We start from the raw sequence: 24,785 nt of genomic DNA on the forward strand, positions 1-24,785 counted from the left end.
CAGAGACGCCCGATGAGTGATCCCGCTGCAAATCTGTCAATCGAGCGCCCACGCAAGATCATCCACATCGACATGGACGCCTTTTATGCGTCCGTCGAGCAGCGCGACAACCCNGANCTTCGCGGTCGTCCCGTCGCAGTCGGTGGTTCCGAGGCGCGCGGCGTGGTGGCGGCGGCCAGCTACGAGGCCCGTAAGTTCGGCGTCCATTCTGCAATGCCTTCAGTGACGGCAAAGCGCAAATGCCCCGACCTGATTTTCGTGAAGCCACGCTTTGACGTCTACAAGGCTGTATCAGCTCAGATCAGGGAAATCTTCGCCGAATACACCCCAATGATCGAACCGCTGTCGCTCGACGAGGCCTATCTTGATGTTACTGAGAACCTGAAGGGCATGGAGATCGCGACCGAGATCGCGCTTGAAATCCGGGCGAAGATCAAGGCGACAACCAACCTCAACGCATCGGCGGGAATCTCCTACAATAAGTTCCTGGCCAAGATGGCGAGCGACCTCAACAAACCAAATGGCCAGGCGGTCATCACGCCGAAGAACGGACCAGCCTTTGTGGCGGCGCTGCCTGTCAAGAAGTTTCACGGCATCGGTCCAGCGACTGCGGAAAAGATGCATCGTTTCGGTATCGAAACTGGAGCCGATCTAAGAGAGAGGGATCTCGAGTTTCTGGTTCGGCATTTCGGCAAGTCCGGGCCGTATTTTTACGGCATCGCGCGTGGGATCGATGATCGTCAGGTAAAGCCAAACAGGGTCCGAAAATCTATCGGAGCGGAAGACACGTTCACTGTGGATATTCACACCTACGAGCCTGCCCTGGAAGGATTGAAGCCCCTGATTGCGAAGGTCTGGCACTACTGCGAGGCAAATCGGATTACCGGCAAGACCGTGACGCTCAAGGTTAAGTACGCCGATTTCATGCAGATCACCCGCGCAAGGACGATTGGCCATGGTTTCCGATCGAAAGAAGAAATCGAGGAATCCATTTGCGTGCTGCTGGGAGCCGTCTTTCCTATCAGGAAGGGGATACGGCTGCTCGGCGTGACAATCTCCTCGCTCGAGCATCTGGCCGACACGTGCGTTGAACAGCTGGCCCTGCGTCTATGATGGGCATCGGCTTGAAAATCAGTTTCGCCCCCGCGTCGCTACCATGCGGTACGAGCCGTACCCAACGCGAACGAATTCATCGACTGTACGTGGGCGACGTGCGGTTTCACCGTGACAACGCAGTTCCCCGGGTAGCTAAGCTTATGCTGGGCAAGGTGTTTCAGCAATTCCACAACATTGCGCTTCTCGGTAAGCGGAAACGAAAAAGTCATCCAAGTTCTCCATACGGCACGTTTCGGGCGCCATTTAGGACTTGGTTTCTTTCGCTCCGCAACATGAAATGTTTAATAACAAAATTAAAATCGATTAGTTTTTCGCTCAACTTTTTAAAATCGATTTAAAATCGTCTAGCGCCTGGCTCATCGTCCACACCACGGTCGCGGCGTCTGTGGGCACTTCGTTTCACTACAGACGAAGGGTACAGCGAGCCCCTCGCCTACCAGGATGTTGCTGACATTCCGTCCACCAGCATAAAGAACGGCGCAGGAGCGGCCGTAATTGCATCGATCCGTTCCTTCAGTCCCGGGCTCGCACGCGCAGGAAACCCTCGTAAGCTCGACCGGTCCCGCTGCGACGAGTTCCTTCAGGCGGTCAGTTGCACGGTCGCCGAGTTCCTTCTCAAACGTACAACGGGGGCTGAAGACCTCGGGCGCGTTGTATCCAACGAGCCGTGTGCCGTTGTTCTCGCCTTCTACATGAATTGTATCGCCATCGGTGACCGAAAACGTCGACGAAACAAAGGTCCTGGTCGATGAGGACGGCGAACTCACCGCAGCAAACTTGCTGCCAGAAAAAAACTGAAGGCTTGCAATCAACGCGAGGACCACAATTGCCGTCAGAAATCGTCTGTCGTTCCAAGTCAGTCGATGCGAACGCCGCCTGGCAAACTTCGAGCGAGGGTACTTCGGCGAGCGAGGATGACGGGGCAACGTCTCCCGAAACTGAAATTGGGCCACGTTTGAGCGATCTGCAAGAATCTCGAAGACCTTTCTCCACTGCTTGTCAGTAAGAGTGAACCTGTCACCACTGCGCTCAATGCGCGTCAGAATATCGGTCAGGAATCTCCGCTGCCAGTCATTGAGATGATGGTTGCGTAGTGCGATCTCGATGTCTCTTTTGAGATTGGTTGCTGTTTCCATCGTTCACCAATGCCGATTGATGGAGTTTAGCCCGCAAACAGCTAAGGGAAGCTTTCAGCGGCAGATCGACTTATAGTCAGTCACGTGTAAGCAGCGCGCGTCCAACCACAACGCGGACGCTGAACGAATTTGGCCCCTCTCGCTACGCAGGCTGGAAAGGCCCTGACGCCTCCCTCGAGTGGCGTTTCATCGCGCTCATCAAATCGAAAAGGAAAAAGGGGCCACGCAAGAATACCGTGGCCCATAAGTTGTGAAGGTCGAAAACCTCCAGAGGGGAACAGCTGCTGCGCGGAACTGGGAGGAGAAGCCGCTATATGCATCAGCTGCCACCGTTATGATCGTTTTTTGACCAATTGGAAAACATTTTTTGTGCAACGCAGCCATGCAAATGTGGATACTTGCAGCAAACCGCGCCGGTACCTCCGCGCTGTTCCGCCATTGGTCGTTCCGTTTCGCTGAGTTCAGCGCCTTAATGACCGGACACTTTGTCCGACACAATTTCGTTTCGACGCCTAGCCGCTTCGTGGTGCCTTGAAAGTCCGAGGCAAATGGCTGACCTTCGGTCCCCATGAAAGGGAGGCGACTACCGCATGTGTAATCTCTACCGCATGGATGATCGCGACTGGGTCAACAAATGGGCGCAGGACGTTGAGAGCCTGATCAACCTGATGCCCGCCTATCAGATCAACCCGGATCAATGGGCACCCGTCATCCGAAACACCTCCGACGGCAGGAAACAGCTCGCGAACTGCCGATGGGGCCTGCCCTCTCCGATCTACTTGCAGAGGAAGGCAGCCGAAACCCGCGCTGAGAAGCTTCGAAAAAAGGGCCTTCCAGTGGACATGGACGAACTCCTACGGACGGAGCCGGACAGCGGCGTTACCAACATTCGCAACTTGACTTTACCCCATTGGAAGCGATGGTTCGGCCTTGAACATCGATGTCTCGTGCCCGTGACGGCCTTTGCTGAGCCAGACCCGGCGAGCAAGGAAGAAGGCGGCAGGACACCAAACGCGTGGTTTTCTGCGCGACCCGACAAGGCGGTCATGTTCTTCGCTGGCCTCTGGGTGAGACAATGGAAGAGCGTCCGCAAGGTCAAGGATGGGCTGACGACTGATGATCTCTACGCAATTCTGACAACGGAGCCGAACGACATCGTCCGGAATGTGCACGAGAAGGCGATGCCGGTTCTTCTGCAGACTGCTGAGGAGATCGAAATCTGGATGCGCGCACACTGGGAGGAAGCCAGACACCTGGCCCGGCCGCTACCAAACGACCGCATCGTGATCACGTCACGGGAGCCCTACGGGTCCACGATTGTAAGCAAGGCTGGCGAGCCGCTTCCCGAACCGATGGTGCTTTAGAAGATCTCTGATCGCGGGAGACAGTGACCACGCCATAAAGTTTTGGAGCGCCTCTCATATGCAGGTGCTGCGCAAGGCAGATTCGGAAGTAGAACCAACGTCTAATTGAACCGCGCCGAAAATGGAGCAGGAATACCAACCTGATCCGTGCGCTAGGGAGCGGACACGCGGACATCGATCGCGATAAGTTGTCGTCGGCAACACAAGGCCGACGAGGATACTAACGCTCTGGGAGGAGCCGATGAGTGCATCAGCATTTGCGCGGCATGCCAACTTAATCCAAGAGGCGATCGGCTCGAACGCTGCGGCCAGGTCCGCACTTGTCGCATCCTGGTGCAGATCGGCAGACCTTCACCGGCTCGACCCGACCGAGAGCAATCGACCGAAACGACTGACGGATTCGGAGTTGCGCTTTGCTCGCCAGAAAATCGAACCGCTGATCCGGGCTGCCTGCATTAGCCTTGATCGACTGCACCATGCGGTTGGGGGCATTGGCTGCTGTGTCCTTCTCGCCGACCGCGACGGCATCCCGGTTGAGCGGCGTGGCGCCGTCGCCGACGACGAGACATTCAGGGAATGGGGGCTTTGGACGGGAACTGTCTGGAGCGAAGAAAGCGAGGGGACAAACGGAATCGGCACGTGCTTGGTAGAGCAGCGCGCTGTGACCATCCACCGAGATCAACATTTTTACTCTCGCAATACGCTTCTGTCCTGCACGACCGCGCCGATTTTCGATCACGAGGGCAAGCTTGCCGCCGCGTTGGACGTGTCCTCTTGCCGCGCGGATTTGACGGAGGGCTTCGTCAATTTAATCACAATGGCCGTTGGCGACGCGGCTCGAAGGATCGAGGCGGAGAACTTTCGTATCGCCTTTCCTGAAGCCCGCATTATTGTCGCTTCGACAAACGAAAAGATGCCAAACCCTCTTCTCGCCGTCGACAGCAATGATTTGGTGATCGGCGCGACCCGATCTGCGCGCATCGCATTCGGAATCACGTCGGAATCGCTGATGAGGTCCCTTCCAGCCGCTGATCTTCTGGGAGATGAACCTGGCTATGCCGGAAATTTGCGGCAGGCCGAGCGCACCGTCCTGGAGCGCACGCTCGCCAATACCGCCGGCAATGTAACGGCGGCGGCCGAAATCCTCGGGATTTCACGGGCCACGCTTTACCGAAAGCTCGGCAAATTTGGTCTGCGGGGCGCTCAATAGGAATTTTGCAGGCCACAGTGTCTCAACCTTGAGACACTGTGGCCTTCCGAACTGCCGCGCGCGGGCTGACATTCCGTCGAAAGCGAAAAACACTCCCACAAGGCGTCGCGCAGGGCGGCGCGTTTTGGGAGGAAAGCATGAACAAGGTCGAATTCCATCGCACGGCCAAGGTGCCGTTTGCCAAGAAGTATGACAATTTCATCGGCGGCAAGTGGACGCCCGCGAAATCAGGCAGGTACTTCGACAACACCTCTCCGGTCAACGGCCAGGTCCTTTGCGAGATCGCCCGTTCGGAAGCTGTGGATGTCGAGGCCGCTCTTGACGCGGCCCATGGCGCCAAGGACGCCTGGGGCAAAACCAGCGCGGCGGAGCGGGCACGGCTGCTCAACCGCATAGCCGATAAAATGGAAGAGAACCTCGACACACTGGCGCTCGCGGAAACCTGGGACAACGGCAAGCCGATCCGTGAGTCCACCGCGGCCGACATCCCGCTCGCCATCGATCATTTTCGCTATTTCGCCGGAGCCATCCGCGCGCAGGAAGGTTCGATCGCCCAGATCGACGACGATACGGTCGCCTACCATTTCCACGAGCCTCTGGGGGTCGTCGGCCAGATCATTCCCTGGAACTTTCCGATCCTGATGGCCGTGTGGAAGCTGGCACCTGCACTGGCTGCTGGCAATTGCGTCGTGCTCAAACCTGCCGAACAGACGCCGGCATCGATTCATGTGCTGCTCGAACTGATCAGCGACATCCTGCCGCCAGGTGTTCTCAACGTTGTCAATGGATTTGGCCTCGAGGCAGGCAAGCCGCTGGCCTCGAACCCGAGGATCGCCAAGATTGCGTTTACCGGGGAGACGACCACCGGACGCTTGATCATGCAGTACGCCTCGCAGAACCTGATCCCCGTCACGCTGGAGCTCGGCGGGAAGAGCCCGAACATCTTCTTCTCGGATGTGGCAGACGAAGACGACGATTTCTTCGATAAGGCAATTGAAGGCTTCGTCATGTTCGCCCTTAATCAGGGCGAGGTCTGCACATGCCCCAGCCGCGCCTTGGTTCACGAGAAGATTTATGACCTCTTCATGGAAAGGGCCTTGAAAAGGGTCGAAGCGATTGTTCAAGGTGATCCGCTCGACCATGCGACCATGATCGGAGCCCAGGCCTCCAGCGAGCAGTTGGAGAAAATTCTCGCCTACCTCGACATCGGAAAGAAGGAAGGCGCTGAGCTCTTGATCGGGGGTGAGCGCAACGAACTCGCCGGAGACCTCGCCGGCGGTTTCTACGTCAAACCGACTGTCTTCAGGGGCACGAACAAAATGCGCATCTTCCAGGAGGAGATATTCGGGCCCGTGGTTTCCGTCGCAACGTTCAAGGACGATGCCGAAGCCCTTTCAATCGCAAACGACACCTTGTACGGCCTCGGTGCCGGCGTGTGGACCCGAGACGGCACGCGCGCCTATCGGTTTGGCCGCGCAATCCAGGCAGGCCGCGTCTGGACCAATTGCTATCATGCCTATCCCGCGCACGCGGCCTTCGGGGGCTACAAACAGTCCGGCATCGGGCGCGAGACCCATAAGATGATGCTCGACCACTACCAGCAGACGAAGAACATGTTGGTGAGCTACAGCCCGAAAAAGCTTGGCTTCTTCTGATAACCTCCCAAGCGCATGCGGTGTGGCCATCCCGGCCACACCGCCCCATCCCCGGAGGTCACCATGCGGGACAAAGTCTTTCTCGGAAGAGTAAGCGCGACGCCGGCGGCGATAACGCTTCTGGACGAAATCATCACCGACCATGGACCGGTCCTGTTTCACCAGTCAGGTGGCTGTTGCGACGGGTCTTCGCCCATGTGCTATCCCCGCGATGATTTCATGGTCGGCGATCGCGATGTCCTTCTCGGCACCATTGGTGACACGCCGGTCTACATCAGCGCATCCCAATACGAGGCCTGGAAGCACACTGCGTTGACCATCGACGTCGTCCCAGGCCGGGGCGGGATGTTCTCCCTCGACAATGGCCGCGAGCAGCGCTTCCTGATCCGCTCCGCGATTTGCGAGGTGTCACCCCAACCGCCTCGGTAGAGACCACACGGGCTCCCAATTGCGATGCTTCAGCTGCAGAGCCGGATCAAGGCATCACCGGACAAATGGCAGGTAGGCTTGCGCGGGGCGGCAACACAGTGGTGCGCAAGGGCCTTGCGAACACACGTGCAGGTTACGATTGAAGTCGTTCTTGAAGAAGGAGCTGGCCAATCGACGACGTCGATGTGGAACAATTGCCACACTGGCGCGCGAACACCTTCTGCTGCAGGAAGAATGGCGAGCGTTTGCTTTTCCTTTTTTAGGAATGTCCCATAGCCTGCATGTGCCCAAATGGGCGGAAACGTCGCCAATGCCTGTCGAAGGCAATAGCAGAGCATTGGCGGCGTTTCGTTCGGTTGGCATTCTGTTCGCATTGCTTCTTGAGCGGTTTCGACCGGCGCGGATCCTATTTTCGCAGCGTCGCCAGATAGTGCTCGAGTGCCTTGATCGCCTTGTCGCGGTCCGCGCCTTTCAGCGCCGAGCCGATATCCCACTGCAGGTCGCCCTCGCTGTTCGAAAACACATCCTTCGCCGCTTCTTGGGCGGTTCGAGCGCCGATCACACGGTAGGTCTTGATTGGATAGGCGAAGCCCTTGACGGTTAACGGAGGCAGTTCCTCGGCATCGATTTCGTCCTTGACCAAAGCGTAGGTCTCGCCCGCCAGCAATATGCCGCCGAGGTCGGCATGGCCCTGCAGTCTCGAAGCGAGGTTCACCTCGCCGCCGATGATGGTATAGTCCATCCGATCCTCGCTGCCGAAATTGCCCACGGTGCAATAGCCTGTATTGATGCCGATGCGCAGATGGAACGGCAGGGCAAAGCCGGCTCCTGCCCATTCCCCCCGCAACTCCTGCATCCTGTTCTGCATGGCGATCGCCATTCTGACACAGGCGACAGCGTCTTCCCTGGTACCCCTGGTTTCGGGATCGCCGAAGAAGACCAGGATTGCATCGCCGATGAACTTGTCGATTGTCGCACCGTACGTCAGAGCCAGCTTCGCCATCTCGGTCAGATAGTGATTGAGCAGATCGGTCAGTTCTTCGGACTCGAGCTTGTCGGTCGTCGCCGTGAAGTCGGCGATGTCGGAGAAGAAGACTGTCAGCTTCTTGCGGGTGGACGAAATCTCGACGTTTTGCTTGCCGGAGAAGATCGAGGCGAAGACCTGTGGCGAGAGATATTTCGACAGCTTGCTCGAGACTGCTTCCAGCGCCCGGTTCTGCTCGCCAATCCGTCTGCTCGCTTCCTCCGCTTCGCTCTTGGCAGCTTCCGTGGCCGTGTGCAGCCGCGCGTTTTCCAGCGCAATCGAGGCAAGTTGCCCGAAACGCTTGAGAAGCTCGACCTCTTCGGTGCCGAACTCGAGGGCCGAGGCGTCGTCGTAGGCGATGCCAAGGACACCGACCACCCTGTTGTCGGACTTGAGTGGCACGGCCATGATCGCCCTGATTGTCACATCGAGCTGGGCGGCGGCCGCCGCCCTCCCCGGCCAGGTCGGGTATTCGTTGATCACAAGCGCCTCGCGCGTATGCCAGACCGTCCCCGCCACGCCCTCCTTGCTCTTCAGTTGCTGACCCGCGGCCTGTCCCGCATAGACACCGACGCCGACCATGCGCTGAAGCGTCTCTCCGGCTTCGTCGACAAGATAGACGTATCCATGTTGCGTGCCGAGCAGACTTGCGGCACGCATCGTCAAATCCGACAGGAGTCCGGTCAGGTCCAATCTCGCAATCAGGCCGAGCGACGTATCGTGAAGGGCGCCCAGATATTCGCTCTGCCGGCGAAACTGCAATGCCAGCTGCTCCTGTTCCCTGCGGCGGTTCTCGAGGTCGCCGAGATTGGAGCCCAACTGCGCCGTCATGTCGTTGAACGTTGTCGCCAGCGTGCCGATCTCATCGCCCGATTCCACCTTCGCGCGCGCGGCAAGATCGCCTTGGCGAACCCGGTCAGCAACGCCCGTCAAGCGCTGGATCGGCCCGGCGATGCTTTCCCGGAAGATCAGCCCCAGGATCAGGCCGAGAATGGCGGCGGCCACACCACCTAGCAAGATAATGCGCTGGGCCTTCTGGAGCTGGTCACGGCCGCCACCGAGATCCGCCTGCAGCCGTTGTTGCTCCTCATTGGCGATCTCGTCCAGAATTCCAAGCATGCCTTCGGCAAGGGGGACGGCCTGCGTGCGGAAGATATAGAGATCCTCACGTGCGTGTTCGCCTTCGACCGCTGTAAACATCTGCGCGGGAAATTGCAGGAAGACTGCGCGAGTCTTCGACAGCTTGTCGATCAATATTTTCTGGTTCGGCGTCAGCGCGACGGTAGCGTCAGTGATGCTCTTCCAGGCTGCGTCATTGATGGTGAGGTTAGCCTCGTATTCGTATTTGAAGCCGTCTCGCCTGGTGGTCACATAGCCCCGCAGCCCTGCGACCATCGCATAGAAGGAGCTCTGGAAGGACGCGAGGTCGGCCAGATAGGCCATGTTTTCGGGCGTCGCGTCTCGTTTCTGCTGCGCCAGGATCAGCGCCGTTGCCGTCCCGACAATCGTGGCGATCATCGGGTTTGCATCCGTCACCAGCAGCTTGAGGGCGGGTTCGCGTCGAAGCTGGTCATTGCGTAACTCGAAGAGCTGATCCGTCAGCGGCTGCCAGGAGGCAAGCTTTTCGTGGAGCTCCACCATCCGCTGTTCGACGTCTGCGGCCGGGTCGGGCCGCGGAGCTGTTCTCTCCTGGAGCAGACGTTCAAGCGACTGCATGTCCCCGAGAAATGCGGCTTTCGCCGAAGCGTAATCGTCGCGGTAGCTCTCCTCGCCGAGCGCAAGATAGCCGCGAACGGCGCTCAGCATCCGTAGCAAATCGGCTTGTGCCCGCGCCGATGCGACCGCGCTCGGGGCACTCAGGTTGGTCGTTCTGTTGATGCTTCTGACTGCATCGAGGCTGCCCAGATAGTTCAAGCCGACAACGAGCAGCGTCAGCGCCGCCAGAATGCCAAATCCGACCGTGAGCTTGCCGCCGATATTCAGGTTTCTGAGAACCGGTGAAGCTGCGCGGACGAGCGCATACAGTGGGGCGACATAGAATGGACGATTTCTTGCGACCACAGGCTCCTCGTGCTCCATGCCTTCAGCTTCGGCCCCTCATGGCTTGCGCCGCCAGTCCGCGATGTTCCACGTCTCGGAATCCCATGGCGTGGGATTGAATCCGACGATATCGTTGCGAACGCCGGGGACGTTTGCCCACTCGACAATGGGAATGACCGCGGAGTGAGCAATCAGCAGGTCGTTCATCGCCACGAACAGGCCAATCCGCTTTTCCGGATCGATCTCCGTTTCCGATGCGTGGAACAGTGCATCGTACTTTTCGCTGCAATAGCGGGACTCGTTCAGCCCCGACCAGTTGTTGCTTTTCTGAGCGGCCTGCGCGCAGGTCCACTTGACCATATAGCTTCCCGGATCGGGGCTCTTGTTGCCGGTCGCGAATTCCTCAAGATCCGCGTAAAAATGCTGGCTGGTATTAAGGATGTCCGGTGAAGGCGAGAAGAAGACACTCGAATCGATCTGCTTGTCCTCAACCCTGATGCCGATCGCCGCCAGATCGGCGCCGATGATCGCCTGGGTCTTCTGGCGGACCGGGTTGACCGAGGTCTGGAAAAGAAGGGTCAAGGGAACGCCGTTTTTGTCGCGGATGCCGTCGCCGTTCGTGTCGCGCCAGCCTGCCTCGTCCAAAAGTGCGCGAGCCTTGTCGGGATCGAATTCCCAGGTGGTGTTGGGAGAATTATAGAGAACGGGGGCGACCAGGAGGTTTGCCGTTGGCCGGCCAGTCCTCCCGTAAAGCGCGGCGATCTTGTTGCGGTCGACAGCTTTCGCCAAGGCGAGCCTCACCTTGGCATCGGCAAGGATTGGATTGGGAAACTGCAGGCTCGCGCGCTCGCCATCCGATGTCTCACGGTTCGGGTCGGTGAAATTCAGCATGAGGCGCTCGACGTAGGAGCTAAAGTAGAGCGCCACCTTGCCTATCTGCTTCGCCTCAAGCTCCTGCAATTCGTCATCGCCGATCTGCAGGTTCCACGCGTAGTCGACGACGCCCGTGCCGAGCACGGCCTTGGCCGCCGTCTTCGCATCGCCGCCACCCTGCAAGGTCACTTCGTCAAATCCCAAACGCGCCCGGTCTCGGTATTCAGGATTGGGCTCGTAGATGATCTTGACCGTGTTGACGACATCGTCGCCGATCAGCAGGACGTCCTCCGTACGGAATTCCTTGAGGCGATACGGCCCGGTCCCGACGGGGGCCAGGTTGGGAGGCGCGTCAACCGCGGCCTTGTTGTTGTAGGGAGCGAATATATGCTCCGGCAGGATTGTTCCCTGTATACCGACGAAGGGGAGCGCCCAGGCGGGATCGACATCCTTGAACGTTACCTTGACGGTCAGGTCGTCGAGTGCTTCGACCTTGTCGACCGACTTGTAGGTTCCGATACTCGAGGAGCCCACATCCGGATTGGTGATGTAGGCATAGGTGAACACAACGTCCTTGGCGGTGAAGGGGACGCCGTCCGACCATTTGACGTTCGGCTTCAGCTTCCAGGTGACCGACCGCCCGTCGCCCGCGACCTGGCCGTTCGTCAAGGAGGGAATTTCTTCAGCTAGAAACGGTACCAGATGTCCCTCGGCGTCGAAACTCGCCAGCGGTTCATAGACCACGCGGCTGGCAGTCTGATCCTTCACGCCGGGGGCAAGATGCGGGTTGAGGATGCTGGGCGCCTGCCAGAAGAGGAGCCTCAGTGTGCGATCAGCCGAATGCGCAGGGTGTGAGACAACCGCAAACAGCAGGGTTATCACCAGAACGAAAAAGCGTTGCGCTCTACCCATATTTGCACGTGCCTCCGTCATTTGCGATGCCAACCGGCGATGTTCCATGTTTCGGAATCCCAAGGCGTCGGGTCGAAGCCTTCAAGGGAGTTGCTTATTCCGCTGACATCGGCCCAGTGAACCAGAGGAATTGCCGCGAAATCCGAAACGAGCAGATCGTCCATCTTCACGAAGATCTGCCGGCGCTTGGCCGGATCGACCTCGACGGCCGACGCCCGATAGAGCGTGTCGTAATCCTTGTTGCAGTAGCGGGCCCAGTTTGACCCGGACCAGTTATTGGCCTTTTGCGCCGCTTCGCCGCAGGTCCAACCGATCATATAGCTGCCGGGATCGGGGCTCTTGTTGCCGTAGGCATATTCTTCCATGTCGGCGTAGAAATGCCGCCGAGAGTTGGTGCTGTCCGGCCCGGAGCCCAGAAAGATGCTGGAGTCGATCATCTTGTTTTCGACCTTGACCCCGATCGCCTCCAGGTCTGCCTTGACGATCTCCTGGGTCTGCTGGCGAACGGAATTGACGGTTGTCTGAAACAGAAAACGCAGCGGCACGCCGTTCTTGTCGCGCACGCCGTCGCCGTCGCTGTCTTTCCACCCTGCCGACTCGAGGATCGACTTGGCTTTGTCGGGATCGAACGCCCATTCGCTATTCGGCGAATTGAAGATTTCCGGGGCGACCAGAATGTTGCTGGTCGCACGGCCCGTGCGGCCATAGAGCGCCGCGATCTTCTGTCGGTCGATAGCAAGTGCGAGTGCGGCGCGTACATTGCTGTCGGACAATGTGGGATGCGGATATTGCAGACTCGACCGTTCCCCGTCGGCGGTTTCTCGGTTGGGGTCGGTGAAGTTCAGCATGATGCGCTCGACATAGGAGCCCCAGGACACCGTCGCCTTGCCGACACCGTCCGATTCGAGCTCCTTGAGCACGACATCGTCGACCTGGAGGTTCCAGGCATAGTCGACCACGCCTTCCTTCAGCACCGCCTTGGCCGCGACCGAAGCGTCGCCGCCGCCCTGGAGCGTCACCGCATCGAAGGTCAGCTCATCCGCGTTGCGATAATACGGATTGCGCTCGAAGATTGCCTTCACCGTGTTGACGACATCCTCACCTATGACAAGCACATCCTCAGTCTGAAACGCCTTCAGGCGGTACGGACCTGTGCCTACGGGGGCCAGATTTACGGCTGCCGTCACCGCATCCTTGTTGTTGTAAGGGGCAAACACATGCTCGGGCAGGATCATACCCTGCACTCCGACAAACGGCAGCGCCCAGGCCGGATTGACGTCCTTGAACGTGATCCGCACGGTGTCGTCGTCGACCGCAACGACCTTGTCGATTGCCTTGTAAGAGCCGACACTCGCCGAGCCGACATCCGGGTTTGTGATATAATTGTAGGTGAAGAGCACATCCTTGGCCGTGAAGGGCTGGCCGTCGGACCATTTGATACCGTGCTTGAGCTTCCAGACGACTGAACGGCCGTCGGCACTCACGCCGCCATTCTCGAGCGTCGGAATGTCCGCGGCGAGGAAGGGAACGAGATGCCCCTCGCGGTCGAAGCTGGCGAGAGGCTCATAGACGATCCGGCTGGCTGTCTGGTCCTTGATGCCCGGAGCCAAGTGAGGATTGAGCGTGCTTGGAGCCTGCCATAACAGCAATTTCAACGTCTTGTCGGCCGAGATTGCGTGTTGTGGGACAATCAAGATCGACAGGAAGAGAATAGTCGGCAGAAGGAAGCGCGCTGTCTCCAGGAACGCTCCGCGTTGCAACCGGCACCGAGCTTCTCTCCGCATCGCACTCCCCCACGATGGTATTGCCCGACGGCGGCAGGACCCGCTGCGCGTCAGTATCCTAGAAGTCCATCAAATTCCTTCCATGCGTCTCGGCAGACGCCATGTTGATCTCATCACGAACAGTTGGCAATACCCAGGGTGGTAGAGCGAGAAAGCCTAAAGCTTGTCGAAATTAGACGCTTTTCGACATTGCTCGACGAACAGGATTGCCAGGCTGATAGAGGCTTGGCCTGAGGCAGGCAAAGACTTCTGCGAAACGCGCGGCCCCGGGGCATTGTCTGCAACGGGCCTGAGAGCGGTCATTGCGTGACGTGAGTTCCGGCGTTCCAACCGCCATGCCCGAGTGGCGCCAGACACCATGTCGCCAATACCGCGCATTTTAGCAATCTGACATACGAACAGATAAACCCTAGCGTGTTAAACTCTGGAAGAATTTAGGAGTGAGACATGAAGTTTCCCATGGTGGTAGCTTTGAGTTCGGCAGCGGCATTCCTGGGAACCGGCGGCTATGCCGTGTTGCCCAAATTTATGACCGCTCCGATCCAGCGTTCGTTTGCCGCACCGACGCAGCCGATGATCATCGACAATGGAGTGATCGTGCAACGAGGCACGGCCTGCAACATCAAGGGCAACGTCAGCATCGAATCTGGCGACCGCATCTATCACGTGCCGGGCCAGCACTATTACGAGGCCACAAAGATATCGCCGCAATATGGCGAGCGCTGGTTCTGTTCCGAGCAAGAAGCGCGTGAAGCTGGTTGGCGAAAGGCCAGATACTAATCCCGCCGAGTGAACATTCGTTGCTACTTGGAAATTGACCTCGACCCCCGCGCCTTCGCGCCGATGGTGCGTTTCCCTCACTCGCAAGCGGAGCCATCGATCCTATAGAAATGAACGTCAGCGCTGTCACTGTTAAATCATTGTTCCAGTCGTGACGGCTTTTGCGCCACGTGTAGACCATGTTGATCTGGAAGCATGTTGCTGGCATAGAAGGCCATACGGGAATGGTGTCTCCCTATAACCGCGCTGTTGCTGATGACGCCTGCTGATCAACGCCCCATTTGGGCGAGCAGGAGGCGTGCGTGGGATATCTCATTGTATTTATCGGATCAGGGCTCGGCGGCATGCTTCGCTACGCAGTGGGCATGCTTTCAATTCGTGTCTTCGGGACGAATTTTCCGTACGGAACGCTCGGCATAAATGTTTTGGGCTCTGCCCCCATGGGCATTGTCGTGGGTGTTTTCACAACGTCCAACCAACCTAACGTCGCAGGACGCCAAGTTGTTTTTGACCACTGGCGTCATTGGCGGTTTCACCACGTTTTCGACGTTCTCACTTGATGCAGCGGTCCTGTGGGAGCGCGGCCAGCATTTGGCTGCTGCGGCGTATGTCGTGGCAAGTGTCATTGTATCGCTTATGGCTCTGATACTGACCATGATGGTCGTCCGGCGACATCTATGAAGGTCGGCCTTTGGGGCCAATGAACGAACCCGCTGCGCGGGATGGCGCGTGGGTTGAGGTAGAGGGCACGAGGCGGGCGTCGGCAGCCCGATGTCGGGATATACTTTGAGGAAATTCGGCACTTTGCCAAGGACCATTCTATGTCCTGATGAGTGTTGGCCAGCGCGTCGGGTCGCCTCGCTTCACCTTGAGCCGGGCGGGCGGGTAATCCGACGCATGCTGGACGTTCGGCCGCACTCGGCCGAACGCACGCGCCGACGCCTCCCTTCGGAAGTTCGAAATCTTTGGTTTCAGTCCCATCATTTCAGCTATAAAATGGGAGACATAGCTCAAAGGGGATTCAAGACCCATGCCCACAGAGAAGGAGGGCCGTGTGCCTGTTGCGCTGGAACAACGCGACGTAGGCGCCGACCAGCGGATGTTCTCGCCTTCCGTTGCGCGAAATTCGGCGCCGATCCTCGCGGTCCTAAAACGTGTCCTTCCAACACATGGCACCGTGCTGGAGATTGGTTGCGGGACCGGCGAGCACGCTGTGTGTTTTGCGGGAGCAATGCCCAACCTCACCTGGCAGCCGAGCGATCCGGATGCCGACGCCCGCGCCAGCACGTCCAGCTGGATCAAATTCGCAGGGCTGAAGAATGTGCTGGCACCGTGGGATATTGATGTGTGCTCAGGACAATGGGGCGTCGAACAAACGGGGCATTTTGACGCCATCGTGTCGATCAATATGATCCATATCGCGCCATGGGCGGCAAGCTTAGGATTGTTCGCAGGAGCTGGCCGCTTGCTTCGCGCTGGTGGGTTTCTTGTTCTCTACGGCCCATTCATGCGCGACGGCGCACACAACGCCCCCTCGAATGCTGCTTTCGACGTGGCTCTAAAGGAGCGAAACCCATCCTGGGGTGTGCGTGATATCGCTGATCTTGAACACGTGGGTGAGGCCGCCGGACTTAATCTCCGCGAGACGATCGAGATGCCTACCAACAATATGTTGCTGGTTTTCTCCACCGGCAGTGCCTGAACGACAATCGTCACAGACCCGGAGATGGCCGGACCACAAAGGTGCCAACGGTGCTGCCCCTGCGACAAGAAATGGGAGGACGCGTCAAGTCCATGCTCCTCTTTAGCAAGAATAGTGTGTTGCGTGCATCCCTTGAGCCCCCTCCGAAAGCGCTACAGGCTCACAGGAGGCTGCATCCTCCAAGCGGCAATCGCAGAGTTTATTCAACGCCACCACTGAAGCGTTAACAGTTTCCGGGATTTGCTGCCACGCTCGAGGCACTGCAGCTAGAAATCACAACGTCGGATACACTCCGCTGCTCGATGCTTAATATTACCAGTGAGTGTCCAACTGCCCAAAACGTCCCCACACGTCTCCATTCTCCACACTCAAAAAACGTCGGTTGCCGAGACAAAGACTATTAGTTTTCAACATACTGCGAGGGAAAGATAATGTCCTGATCGACCAGAACATTGAATTTGTAGCCAGGCCTGATCCGAACTGTCGGCTGAACGTTCAGATTCTTGGAAATGGTTTGCTCGGCCACCCGACCGAAGGTTTCCGCAAAGTTTCGTCGCACAGCATCGGAGGCAGTGTCCTGTGTCGCAAGCGTTGAACTCTCGGGTATCGCCATATCGATCCCGGTCCCTAGCAGAGCGATAAGAACCGCCGACCCAAAGGTAGGCCAGAGGTGATGATCGGTTTTGTCTTTGAACCCGCCGTATCCCTCCGCGTCGGTGCCCGCCATGCCGCCGAGCTGCAGCGTTGACCCATTCGGGAAACTGATGTCAGTCCACACAACGAGGACGCGTTGCTGGCCGAACGAGACCTTGGAATCGTAGCGTCCCAACAGCTTGGCGCCTTGCGGGATGAGAAGGCGGTAACCGGTTGCGCTGTCGTAGACATTTGCGCTGACCTGAGCAATTGCCCTCCCGGGTAGGTCGGAATTGAGACCGGTGATGAGCGTTGCCGGTATCACAGACCCGCGCTTCAGCTCATATGGCGAGAACTGCGGCACGACCTGCTTTGAGAGGTAACCAAGGTCCTTGATGTCCTGATTGAAAAAAGCCTCCTTCGAGACCTGACCACTCGGATCAATATTCTGGCTGATCAGGCCCGACTTCATCGCCGCCGCGTAAAGATCGGATGCGCCACTTGTGCCGTCGTTAAGGTTCTGCGGATCACCGTTTTTGGTGCCTGTGGAGGTCTGCTCAGCATCGGAAATATCCACTTTCAACGGAGAGTCATAGGCGGTCACGCGTGCCTGGAGGCGTGCCATGCGCTGTCTTTGTGCCTCGCGCAAGAACTGTTCGTCCTGTTCGCGCTTTAGCCGCGTCCTCCACTCCTCATCCGATTCAAGTCGAAGTCGCCGCTCTTGTCGGTCAATCGGTTCGTGTTCGGCAACCGGCTGCTTGACGGCCTCCTTCTCGATTGCCCGCGGCGTTGGCTGAAATATTTCCTGCCTTTCCGGCTCGCCGATGATGCCGTCGGAAATACCTTTCTTCAGTTGGTCTGCGAAATTCGTTGCCGGCGTGTTCGACGTGGTGTCGAAATCACTCCCACCATTGAATGTTGCCCCACGCCAGGAAAGTCCGACCACCACGACACCGAGGAACAGCACGGTGATGACAATGGCAATGACGATCGGCAGGCGATTGAGGCGGCGCATAGCTCGCTGATCGACCGCGTGGCTCGTGGCGCCAAGCTGAAGCGACTGGACCATTGTTGTCTCTCTTACTGTCGTTGCATGATGGAGAGCGGACTTGCGGGCGTGGCGCCCGCGGGTGTCGTCGCATAAGCGCGGCCAAGCGCGATCGACGGTGTCATCAGGCGTGCAAGGACCTCACCATTGAGGCTATCGATCGAGTAGGTGAGTTGGATTGGCTTTTGGTTCTTGCCGACTCTCCCGTCCGTGATGACGACAAAACCCCATCCCCTCAGTGCTGCCTCGAGCGCGCTTGCATAGTCCGAGCCGTCCACATCCATCTTGATGGGTGTCCTCACCGGTCTGTCGATCTGTTCGGCAAACTGGCTTGCCATATCGCCTGCGATGGCACTCGCGGCGACTGGCCCGACGGCGGCTCCCTGTGCCGAATGGGTGTCAATCGGTCCGCCAGGCGCCTGGCATCCAGAAAAGAGGCTGCACGTGATAAGCAAGCAGGGGGACAATTTGTGCATTGATCAGCCTCCGCGCCGAATAGTAATTCTCTGCTGGTGCCAACCGACGCCCGATACAAGGATTGCTTCGTCGAGCGCATAATCGACGACCATAATGTCGTTCTTCATGCGATAATCGACGATCCGGTTCTGCCCACCGGAAACGACAAAGAGCACAGGGGCGTCTTGACCCGCGATCGACTTTGGAAATTGGATGTAGGTCTTGGCCCCGTCGGAATAAACGCGCTTGGGTTTCCACGCCGCAGAACCGCTGAGCGAATAGGAAAAACTCAGTCTCTCAGGGGCTGCGCCAAAGTTGCTTCCAGTTTGCAGTCGTGCATTGACGCCGGCTAGCTTGGTCGACACGTCTTCCGGATACTCGAAACCGACGCGCGCCATATACTGACTTGGGTGCGATTTGAGCTGGATATGATAGGTCCGGCGGGACGTCGTGACGACCATCGACGTCAACAGGCCAGGCTCCGACGGCTTGACGACAAGATGGATCGCCTGCCCACTGGTTGCACCTGATGTCGCAGGCTCGACTTTCCATCGGACAGTATCGCCGACGAGGACGTCGCGTACGATTTCGCCCCCCTGAAGCTCGATGTCGCAAACCTGCAGTGGAGAACAGACGATCGAGGGCTGGGCCTCGCCAAAGAGAAACATGACCTTCCCGTCCGGACCCGTTGCAACAAGGGCCGGCGTTCCTCGCCACTTCCTCGAGACGTCCGTCGCCTTGACCTCATTTGGCGTCATGCCTTGCGCAAGCGAAGCGCCTGCGAAGACGAGTCCGACCATGCAGCCGAAGGCTGCCATCAGTTCTGTTTTGTACATTCGGAAACTCCCTGCCCTTAAAGCTGTGCCGTCCAGTCGAAATCCCGAACGTAAAGGCCGATCGGGTTAACGCGGATGATTGCCTCATCCTGTGGTGCGGTCAGTGCGACCGTTGCGATCCCGCGAAAACGGCGCGTGCCGGTTTCTTTGCCCTTGCGGTCCCTCTCGTACTCCGTCCAGTCGATCTGATAGGTTTGCTGCGACAGTGCCACGATGTTGTTCACCTCGATGGCAACCGTCGATGTCCTGGCCTTCTCGAACGGCGAATTGCCGCGAAACCAGGCATTTACCTTCTGCGTCGAGGGGTCGGAAGTTCGTAGAAGGGCATAGGTGCGATCGATATACTGCTTCTGCACCACGGCATCCGGCGTAATCGACCGGAAGCTGGTTACAAAATTGCCAAGCGCCGCCCTGACCACGCGTGCATCGGCATACTCGATCTGCTCCGGGAAACCTGACGTGACCGAGGTGCCAAGTTTATCCACCTCGACGATGTAAGGGACCAGCTTGACCTGAGTGCTGAGGTACAAAGCATACCCAAAGCCCGTCACTGCCATGGCGAGAGCGAGGATTCCGACGGTCCGCCATGCAGCAGCGGCCTTGACGTAAGAGCCGTAGCGCTCGGACCATTCCTGCCTGGCGACAAGGTACGGGTTTTCGGAAGGCCGGTTTGCTGCCATTCGATTTCTCTCCTAAGGATCACGGTTTATCGCTGCGTTCGGGAGGTGGCTTAAGGCCAGCGCGACCGCTCAAGCTGGCATCGAGTTTGGCATTGGCAAGGCCGAGGATCGAGCCGGCATAGGCACCGGGCGAGCCGATCGCCTTTTCCTTCGCTGCCGATGCGACTGCTTTGCCGGCGGAGCTGATGCCAGCACCGATGCCGCGCGCGGCAGCCCCGGCAAGCGAGGACCCGGCGGCGCGAGCTTCCTTTGCAGCAGCAAAGCCTGCGATGATAGCGCCCGTACCTAGAAAGAAGCCTGCCAAGGCGACCGAAGCAGCCTGACCGCCGTGTCGAATGACCTCCATACCGCCCGTAACCGAGGCTCCCTGCACGACACCCTGTATGATGTTCGGCACGTACATTGCGATAATGAAGACAACGACAGCTATGCCGGCGATCGCGAGCGCAGTTTGGAAGTGATTGCCAAAGTCCGGGTCATCGGCCAGTCCGATCAAGACCTCGGACCCGATGTGCGAGATCATGACAAGTGCCATGAGTTTCATCCCGACAGAGAACGCGTATACGAGATATCGTATGGCGAAGTCTTTGGTGAAGGATGACCCTCCAAGACCGAGCATGATCATGCCTGCGAGCAAGCCGAGGTACATCTCAACCATCACGGACACAAATATCGCAGCGACCAAAGAGAAAGCAATGACGCTCACCACCATCGCAAAAGCCGCTGAGATGGCAAGCGCGGTCTCGTGGAACGGCCCGAAGCGAACTTTTTCCGCCATCTTGGTCGCGACGGCGAGTCCGGTATTGAACACGTCTGCGGGCGAGGCCGCCTCACCCCCGGCTCCAATCTGAAAGAGGCTGTCGACGACGGCTTTTGCAAATGTTGGTCCTTGGGCGAGGACGAAGGCAAAGAAGCCGACGAACATGATCCGCCGAACAAGTTCAGCGAACCAGGCGTCCAGTGAAGCCGCTTGTAGCGCGAGCGATATGGAGGCAAGTCCGATCTCAATAGTCGCCAAAATCCAGAAGAGCGAGCGAGCGGCGTCCATGACCTTCGTTTCCCATCCCTTGGCAGCGGAGGTGATTTGAATCTGAAGTGAAGTCAGGGCAGCCCCCTCTTGGGCAAGCGCGGGATGCACCAGCAAGATTGTGAAGGCCGCGAGTGCTGCAGCGGTTCTGATTTGGGCAAGCGCCTGGTTCATGGGATCACCATTCCACCTTCATCTTCTCGCCACCGGATGTAGGCGGGGCGATTGAATGGAAGAATTCCTCATGCAACTTCTGCGCCAGGTCATTCTCGGTCTGTTCTGATTGAAGCCAGGTCCCCACCATGGTCATCTGTTGTGAAACGAGGCCGCGCAGTTTCTGCATCTGGGCGACTTGTTGCGCGGCAATCTCGTGGCCGATCTGCAGGGCTTTCATTTGCCCGTCCGCCGTCTCCGACATGCTGCGAAGCGAGCGCATCGTGCTCTCTTCGCCGTCGAACTGGTCGGCGGTCAAACTGGCCGCCTTTAATGTGCCGGCAATTGTGTCCCGGTTGGTGTCGGACCAGGTCTGGTATGTTGAAGAAAGATCCTCGCCCTTCAAAAGGGCGCCCTGAAGCTCGGCATAACTCTTGAACCGCTGCTTTAGCACATCGTCCGCGCTGCCCATCGAAAAGGCGATGCCCTGCCCCTGGTCAACGATGCCGCGGAGCTGGTTGAGGTCGTCTTCCACCCGCCCCCAGATGTGACCGGGAAGCGATGCGGTATTTTGCAGCATGTTCGTGTAGATATTCAGTTGGTTTTGAATTTGCTCTGCCAACTGGCTGATCTGTCTCAGTTGATTGTCGACCTGAAGGCCCGAGCTTTTCAGAAGATCGATGAGCTGGGCGTTGTTGGCGAGCTGTGTCCATTCGGTAGCCGCGCCGGTGACCGAACCTGCAGAAGCGGTTGCGGCCGAACCCAAGATGAGCGTGCAGGCGATTAGTCCGACAAGCCTCTTATGCGATATTGAATAGCGATGTGGCATCGTGGACTCCTCTCGACTCAAGCCAACGGACTGGCCAGTCCTCACCATGATTGGACTTCAATATGCGGATGCGCTTGAGGTCTTCCTTGCCTGAGACCCCAACGAAACTAAGAGCAACGGGACCGAGCGACATGTCGAACAGACGCCGCCCTTCCGGTGTTGCGACGTAATATTCCCGCTTCGGGATCGCGCTCGCGACGATCTCGATCTGGCGTTCGTTGAATCCAATTCTCTCATAGAACTCGCGCGTGCCCGGTTCACGGGCGGCACCGTTCGGAAGGCAGATCTTTGTCGGACAGGATTCCTTCAGAACGTCGATGATTCCAGAGCGCTCGGCATCAGAAATGGATTGCGTGGCGAGAACGACAGCGCAATTCGCTTTTCGGAGAACCTTCAGCCATTCGCGAATCTTGTCCCGGAAAACGGGATGGCCAAGCATCAGCCACGCCTCGTCAAGGAGGATCAGACTTGGCGAGCCATCGAGACACTTCTCGATCCGTCGAAAAAGGTAGCTGAGAACAGGGACAAGATTGCGCTCGCCGCGGTTCATCAGAGGTTCGATCTCGAAGCACTGGAATCCAGCAATTGCCAGCCCGTCCTCTTCGGCATCGAGCAATTGACCCATGGGTCCGTCGACCGTGTAGGGATGAAGGGCATCCTTGATTTCGCGGACCTGAACGCCAGACACGAAATCCGAAAGCGATCGGCCGGGAGCAGTCGCCATGAGCCCAATCTGACGGGAAATCGCGTTGCGAAGATCCGGGGTGACGGTAACCCCCTGAAGTGCGACGAGCATCTCGATCCATTCGATTGCCCAGGCCCTATCACCGTCCGTGCCGAGATCAGAAAGAGGGCAGAACGCAAGCGCCGGTTTTTGCATTTCGCTATCGCCGATCTCGTAATGATCGCCACCACAGGCAAGCGTCAGTGGAAGCAGAGAACAACCTTTATCAAAGGCAAAGACCTGTGCACCCTTGTAACGCCGGAACTGAGCAGCAATGAGTGCGAGTAGCGTCGACTTGCCTGAGCCTGTTGGACCGAAGATCAGCGTGTGGCCGACATCGTCGACATGAAGGTTCAGCCGAAAGGACGTCGAGCCGCTGGCGACTTGCATCAGCGGTGGAGAGTTTTGTGCGTAGAACGGGCACGGTGCCGTCGGGTTGCCAGACCACACGGAGTTAAGAGGAATGAGATCTGCGAGATTACTGGTGTTGATAAGCGGTTCACGGATGTTGCAGTACCAGTTGCCGGGTAGGCTGCCGAGATAGGCGTCCGTTGCATTCAGCGTTTCGATCCTCGCTCCAAAGCCCTCTGCCTGCACCAGCCGGCGGATTGCCTCGGCCTTTTCTTGCAACGCCTCGCTGTTTCCGTCGAAGAGGACGACAACCGGCGTGTAGTATCCGTAAGCGACAAGTCGGGATGAGGCATGTGCGATCGCGTCCTCCGTTTCGGCAACCATGGCCATAGCATCCTGATCTATGGAGCGGCTTTGCGTCTGAAACAGCTGATCGAAAAAGGGGCGCACCTTTTGCTGCCATTTCTTCCGCGTGCGCTCGAGCTTCTGGCGTGCTTCTTCCGCGTCCAGGACAATGAAGCGCGATGACCACCTGTAGGTCAGCGGCATCAGATCGAGGGAGTTCAAGATCCCTGGCCAGCTTTCGGCGGGCAAACCGTCGATCGCAACCACACCCAGAAATCGGTTTTCAACCTTCGGCGTCAGCCCATGTTCAAGCTGTGCCGTTACAAGCCAGTCAAGATACATGGGCACATCCGGCAAGCGGACGGGATAATTGTCACCCGTGATGCAAAAGCGAATGAATTGCAGAAGTTCGTCGTATCGGGCAATTGTCGTCCCACCCCGGTCGCTTGTCTCACGTGTTTCCATGCGTCGGATAGAGAGCGTGTTGGCAAGATACTGTTCGACCTCTCGCACCGCATTCTTGAAAATGGCGAGCACTGTATCCGCGTAGGACCTCTTGCGGCTTTCTTCGTCAGAGTAGATGTACCTGCTGAGCGCAGACTTCTTAGCCTCAAGTGGCCGATGGGTCAGGATCACTGCGTGCTTGCTTTCAAAATGCCCCTGTTCCCGTACGAAATGCGCGCGGCGCTCGGCATCGATTGCTCGCGTGACAGCGTCGGGAAAATGGCAGCGGTCCTCGGAGGGGTAGTCGACGGTCGGAACACGGATCGCTTCGACCTGGATCATCCACCCACTGCCAAGTCGCGACAGAACTGCGTTGATCTGTCGCGAAAGCTCATTGCGCTCGAGATCGGTCGCACTTTCTGAATCAGGTCCGGCAAAGTACCAGCCAGCCATAAGGCTCCCGTCCTTGAGGAGTAGCACGCCGTTGTCGACAAGGCCTGCATAGGGAACAAGATCTGCAAAAGAGGGATCCGTGATCCTGAATGCTCTCAAAGCAACCATGGCCCACCTCCTCAGTATTTGCGCCACGGCGAGGTGGTTGGTTTGTAGAAAGGCTTGTATGAAATGTGCCTGATATAGACCTGACGCATGAGCGGATCCGACTTCGCCAACATGCGTAGCAGGCCGATGACGACAATCCACACCGCGACGCCGAACACTACGGAGTACACAGTCAAGACCACGAAGATGAGAATGGCTGCTGCCAAGCCAGTAATCAGCACCAGTTCGCGGTCAGCGCCCATCAGAAAATTTGGGCGAGACAATGCCCGATGGATGCGGTTTCGTTGCAAGCCGGACAGGGATTCAGCCATTTGCTTTCTCCTCTCGTTCCAACACCTTCGATGATGAGCGTTGATCATCGATCCATCCGATCGATGCGCCTGTTGCGTCGAATAGAGCGACAATCCGGGTAGCGCCAAGGAGGATACCGGCCACAAGGACCACGTACACCATACGTCGCGCGAAATCGTTGAGTTCGCCGCCGAAAATCAGCATCCCCCCTGCGATCGCGACGGCAGCCAGCGCAATGTAACCGGCGACGGGCCCCGTGATCGATTGCTGGATCCGTTCGAGCGGGCCCTCCCAGGGAAGCCCGCCGCCGGTACTGGCGAGCGCGGGCATCACTGTCACGAAAAGGAGTGCTGCGCTGAAAAAAGCGGTAGCAAGTGGAATT

Annotated in this window: 22 protein-coding genes and 1 riboswitch; of the genes, 9 read left to right on the forward strand and 13 right to left on the reverse strand. The window is 58.0% G+C overall.

Annotated elements, in window-relative coordinates:
• The first annotated feature begins 12 nt into the window (after positions 1–12).
• A complete protein-coding gene (gene dinB / locus RHIBUN_RS0107830; RefSeq protein WP_025659123.1) occupies positions 13–1,113 on the forward strand; it encodes a DNA polymerase IV in 1,101 nt (366 codons plus the stop codon).
• Between the two features lie 359 nt (positions 1,114–1,472).
• Here the strand turns inward: dinB and RHIBUN_RS0107840 are convergent, their stop codons facing one another.
• Positions 1,473–2,252, reverse strand: coding sequence for a thermonuclease family protein (locus RHIBUN_RS0107840; RefSeq protein ID WP_025659124.1), 780 nt, complete (start codon positions 2,250–2,252; stop codon positions 1,473–1,475).
• 590 nt (positions 2,253–2,842) lie between these two features.
• Between RHIBUN_RS0107840 and RHIBUN_RS0107845 the strand changes: the two genes are divergently transcribed.
• The 4 genes from RHIBUN_RS0107845 to RHIBUN_RS0107860 all read left to right on the forward strand — a co-directional run bounded on the left by RHIBUN_RS0107845 (position 2,843) and on the right by RHIBUN_RS0107860 (position 6,910).
• Positions 2,843–3,616 (forward strand): SOS response-associated peptidase, encoded by a 774-nt coding sequence (locus tag RHIBUN_RS0107845; protein WP_025659125.1) that lies wholly within the window; start codon positions 2,843–2,845, stop codon positions 3,614–3,616.
• 241 nt (positions 3,617–3,857) lie between these two features.
• Entirely contained in the window at positions 3,858–4,826 is a 969-nt protein-coding gene (locus tag RHIBUN_RS0107850) for a helix-turn-helix domain-containing protein (protein WP_025659126.1), read from the forward strand.
• A 137-nt stretch (positions 4,827–4,963) separates the two neighbouring features.
• Complete coding sequence (adh, locus tag RHIBUN_RS0107855; protein WP_025659127.1) at positions 4,964–6,481, forward strand: aldehyde dehydrogenase; 1,518 nt, start codon at positions 4,964–4,966, stop codon at positions 6,479–6,481.
• Positions 6,482–6,544: 63 nt separating this feature from the next.
• Positions 6,545–6,910, forward strand: a complete 366-nt coding sequence (locus RHIBUN_RS0107860) for a DUF779 domain-containing protein (RefSeq protein ID WP_025659128.1) — start codon at positions 6,545–6,547, stop codon at positions 6,908–6,910.
• A gap of 406 nt (positions 6,911–7,316) precedes the next feature.
• Here RHIBUN_RS0107860 and RHIBUN_RS0107865 read toward each other — a convergent pair whose 3' ends face one another.
• Genes RHIBUN_RS0107865 through RHIBUN_RS0107875 form a run of 3 tightly spaced genes read right to left on the reverse strand, consistent with a single transcriptional unit; the run spans position 7,317 to position 13,543 of the window.
• Complete coding sequence (locus RHIBUN_RS0107865) at positions 7,317–10,013, reverse strand: adenylate/guanylate cyclase domain-containing protein (RefSeq protein ID WP_025659129.1); 2,697 nt, start codon at positions 10,011–10,013, stop codon at positions 7,317–7,319.
• 18 nt (positions 10,014–10,031) lie between these two features.
• A complete protein-coding gene (locus tag RHIBUN_RS0107870; RefSeq protein WP_245271641.1) occupies positions 10,032–11,759 on the reverse strand; it encodes a peptide ABC transporter substrate-binding protein in 1,728 nt (575 codons plus the stop codon).
• A 17-nt stretch (positions 11,760–11,776) separates the two neighbouring features.
• Positions 11,777–13,543, reverse strand: coding sequence for a peptide ABC transporter substrate-binding protein (locus RHIBUN_RS0107875; RefSeq protein ID WP_051420042.1), 1,767 nt, complete (start codon positions 13,541–13,543; stop codon positions 11,777–11,779).
• Between the two features lie 447 nt (positions 13,544–13,990).
• Between RHIBUN_RS0107875 and RHIBUN_RS0107880 the strand changes: the two genes are divergently transcribed.
• The 4 genes from RHIBUN_RS0107880 to RHIBUN_RS0107890 all read left to right on the forward strand — a co-directional run bounded on the left by RHIBUN_RS0107880 (position 13,991) and on the right by RHIBUN_RS0107890 (position 16,025).
• Positions 13,991–14,323: a hypothetical protein gene (locus RHIBUN_RS0107880; RefSeq protein ID WP_025659133.1), complete on the forward strand. Its 333-nt coding sequence runs from the start codon at positions 13,991–13,993 to the stop codon at positions 14,321–14,323.
• A 211-nt stretch (positions 14,324–14,534) separates the two neighbouring features.
• Positions 14,535–14,595: riboswitch (Fluoride riboswitch) on the forward strand.
• A 72-nt stretch (positions 14,596–14,667) separates the two neighbouring features.
• On the forward strand, positions 14,668–14,883 hold the full coding sequence (locus RHIBUN_RS37990; RefSeq protein WP_348625974.1) for a hypothetical protein: 216 nt from the start codon (positions 14,668–14,670) through the stop codon (positions 14,881–14,883).
• On the forward strand, positions 14,780–15,004 hold the full coding sequence (locus RHIBUN_RS37995; protein WP_348625975.1) for a CrcB family protein: 225 nt from the start codon (positions 14,780–14,782) through the stop codon (positions 15,002–15,004). The genes RHIBUN_RS37990 and RHIBUN_RS37995 overlap by 104 nt, the downstream gene beginning before the upstream one ends.
• A 349-nt stretch (positions 15,005–15,353) precedes the next feature.
• The gene (locus RHIBUN_RS0107890) at positions 15,354–16,025 is read left to right on the forward strand and encodes a DUF938 domain-containing protein (protein ID WP_025659134.1); all 672 of its coding nucleotides are present in this window, start codon (positions 15,354–15,356) and stop codon (positions 16,023–16,025) included.
• 400 nt (positions 16,026–16,425) lie between these two features.
• Here the strand turns inward: RHIBUN_RS0107890 and trbI are convergent, their stop codons facing one another.
• From trbI to RHIBUN_RS0107935, 9 genes are read right to left on the reverse strand one after another with little or no spacing between them, the layout of a single operon-like run.
• Positions 16,426–17,727 carry an IncP-type conjugal transfer protein TrbI gene (gene trbI, locus RHIBUN_RS0107895; RefSeq protein WP_025659135.1) on the reverse strand — a complete coding sequence of 434 codons (1,302 nt, stop codon included), beginning with the start codon at positions 17,725–17,727 and terminating at the stop codon, positions 16,426–16,428.
• An 11-nt stretch (positions 17,728–17,738) separates the two neighbouring features.
• Positions 17,739–18,182, reverse strand: coding sequence for a conjugal transfer protein TrbH (gene trbH, locus RHIBUN_RS0107900; protein WP_025659136.1), 444 nt, complete (start codon positions 18,180–18,182; stop codon positions 17,739–17,741).
• A gap of 3 nt (positions 18,183–18,185) precedes the next feature.
• Entirely contained in the window at positions 18,186–18,998 is an 813-nt protein-coding gene (trbG, locus tag RHIBUN_RS0107905) for a P-type conjugative transfer protein TrbG (protein WP_025659137.1), read from the reverse strand.
• A gap of 17 nt (positions 18,999–19,015) precedes the next feature.
• Positions 19,016–19,678 carry a conjugal transfer protein TrbF gene (locus RHIBUN_RS0107910; protein WP_025659138.1) on the reverse strand — a complete coding sequence of 221 codons (663 nt, stop codon included), beginning with the start codon at positions 19,676–19,678 and terminating at the stop codon, positions 19,016–19,018.
• Between the two features lie 19 nt (positions 19,679–19,697).
• The gene (trbL, locus tag RHIBUN_RS0107915) at positions 19,698–20,879 is read right to left on the reverse strand and encodes a P-type conjugative transfer protein TrbL (RefSeq protein ID WP_025659139.1); all 1,182 of its coding nucleotides are present in this window, start codon (positions 20,877–20,879) and stop codon (positions 19,698–19,700) included.
• A gap of 4 nt (positions 20,880–20,883) precedes the next feature.
• Entirely contained in the window at positions 20,884–21,687 is an 804-nt protein-coding gene (trbJ, locus tag RHIBUN_RS0107920) for a P-type conjugative transfer protein TrbJ (protein WP_025659140.1), read from the reverse strand.
• Entirely contained in the window at positions 21,659–24,112 is a 2,454-nt protein-coding gene (locus RHIBUN_RS0107925; protein WP_025659141.1) for a conjugal transfer protein TrbE, read from the reverse strand. Before RHIBUN_RS0107925 ends, trbJ begins: the two co-directional genes overlap by 29 nt.
• Before the next feature lie 11 nt (positions 24,113–24,123).
• Positions 24,124–24,423 (reverse strand): conjugal transfer protein TrbD, encoded by a 300-nt coding sequence (locus tag RHIBUN_RS0107930; protein WP_025659142.1) that lies wholly within the window; start codon positions 24,421–24,423, stop codon positions 24,124–24,126.
• Positions 24,416–24,784, reverse strand: coding sequence for a TrbC/VirB2 family protein (locus tag RHIBUN_RS0107935; protein WP_156932682.1), 369 nt, complete (start codon positions 24,782–24,784; stop codon positions 24,416–24,418). The genes RHIBUN_RS0107930 and RHIBUN_RS0107935 overlap by 8 nt, the downstream gene beginning before the upstream one ends.
• Position 24,785: the final 1 nt, after the last annotated feature.

Origin of the sequence: Rhizobium sp. IBUN, from assembly GCF_000510625.1 — a bacterium.
In the GTDB taxonomy this organism is placed as follows: Bacteria; Pseudomonadota; Alphaproteobacteria; order Rhizobiales; family Rhizobiaceae; genus Rhizobium; species Rhizobium altiplani.

What these genes read in the sequence shown, in the direction of transcription:
- RHIBUN_RS0107840 (WP_025659124.1), bottom strand. Translation starts at nt 2,252, where the DNA reads ATGGAAACAGCAACCAATCTCAAAAGAGACATCGAGATCGCACTACGC.
- RHIBUN_RS0107845 (WP_025659125.1), top strand. Translation starts at nt 2,843, where the DNA reads ATGTGTAATCTCTACCGCATGGATGATCGCGACTGGGTCAACAAATGG.
- RHIBUN_RS0107850 (WP_025659126.1), top strand. Translation starts at nt 3,858, where the DNA reads ATGAGTGCATCAGCATTTGCGCGGCATGCCAACTTAATCCAAGAGGCG.
- adh (WP_025659127.1), top strand. Translation starts at nt 4,964, where the DNA reads ATGAACAAGGTCGAATTCCATCGCACGGCCAAGGTGCCGTTTGCCAAG.
- RHIBUN_RS0107860 (WP_025659128.1), top strand. Translation starts at nt 6,545, where the DNA reads ATGCGGGACAAAGTCTTTCTCGGAAGAGTAAGCGCGACGCCGGCGGCG.
- RHIBUN_RS0107865 (WP_025659129.1), bottom strand. Translation starts at nt 10,013, where the DNA reads ATGGAGCACGAGGAGCCTGTGGTCGCAAGAAATCGTCCATTCTATGTC.
- RHIBUN_RS0107870 (WP_245271641.1), bottom strand. Translation starts at nt 11,759, where the DNA reads ATGGGTAGAGCGCAACGCTTTTTCGTTCTGGTGATAACCCTGCTGTTT.
- RHIBUN_RS0107875 (WP_051420042.1), bottom strand. Translation starts at nt 13,543, where the DNA reads ATGCGGAGAGAAGCTCGGTGCCGGTTGCAACGCGGAGCGTTCCTGGAG.
- RHIBUN_RS0107880 (WP_025659133.1), top strand. Translation starts at nt 13,991, where the DNA reads ATGAAGTTTCCCATGGTGGTAGCTTTGAGTTCGGCAGCGGCATTCCTG.
- RHIBUN_RS37990 (WP_348625974.1), top strand. Translation starts at nt 14,668, where the DNA reads ATGCTTCGCTACGCAGTGGGCATGCTTTCAATTCGTGTCTTCGGGACG.
- RHIBUN_RS0107890 (WP_025659134.1), top strand. Translation starts at nt 15,354, where the DNA reads ATGCCCACAGAGAAGGAGGGCCGTGTGCCTGTTGCGCTGGAACAACGC.
- trbI (WP_025659135.1), bottom strand. Translation starts at nt 17,727, where the DNA reads ATGGTCCAGTCGCTTCAGCTTGGCGCCACGAGCCACGCGGTCGATCAG.
- trbH (WP_025659136.1), bottom strand. Translation starts at nt 18,182, where the DNA reads ATGCACAAATTGTCCCCCTGCTTGCTTATCACGTGCAGCCTCTTTTCT.
- trbG (WP_025659137.1), bottom strand. Translation starts at nt 18,998, where the DNA reads ATGTACAAAACAGAACTGATGGCAGCCTTCGGCTGCATGGTCGGACTC.
- RHIBUN_RS0107910 (WP_025659138.1), bottom strand. Translation starts at nt 19,678, where the DNA reads ATGGCAGCAAACCGGCCTTCCGAAAACCCGTACCTTGTCGCCAGGCAG.
- trbL (WP_025659139.1), bottom strand. Translation starts at nt 20,879, where the DNA reads ATGAACCAGGCGCTTGCCCAAATCAGAACCGCTGCAGCACTCGCGGCC.
- trbJ (WP_025659140.1), bottom strand. Translation starts at nt 21,687, where the DNA reads ATGCCACATCGCTATTCAATATCGCATAAGAGGCTTGTCGGACTAATC.
- RHIBUN_RS0107925 (WP_025659141.1), bottom strand. Translation starts at nt 24,112, where the DNA reads ATGGTTGCTTTGAGAGCATTCAGGATCACGGATCCCTCTTTTGCAGAT.
- RHIBUN_RS0107930 (WP_025659142.1), bottom strand. Translation starts at nt 24,423, where the DNA reads ATGGCTGAATCCCTGTCCGGCTTGCAACGAAACCGCATCCATCGGGCA.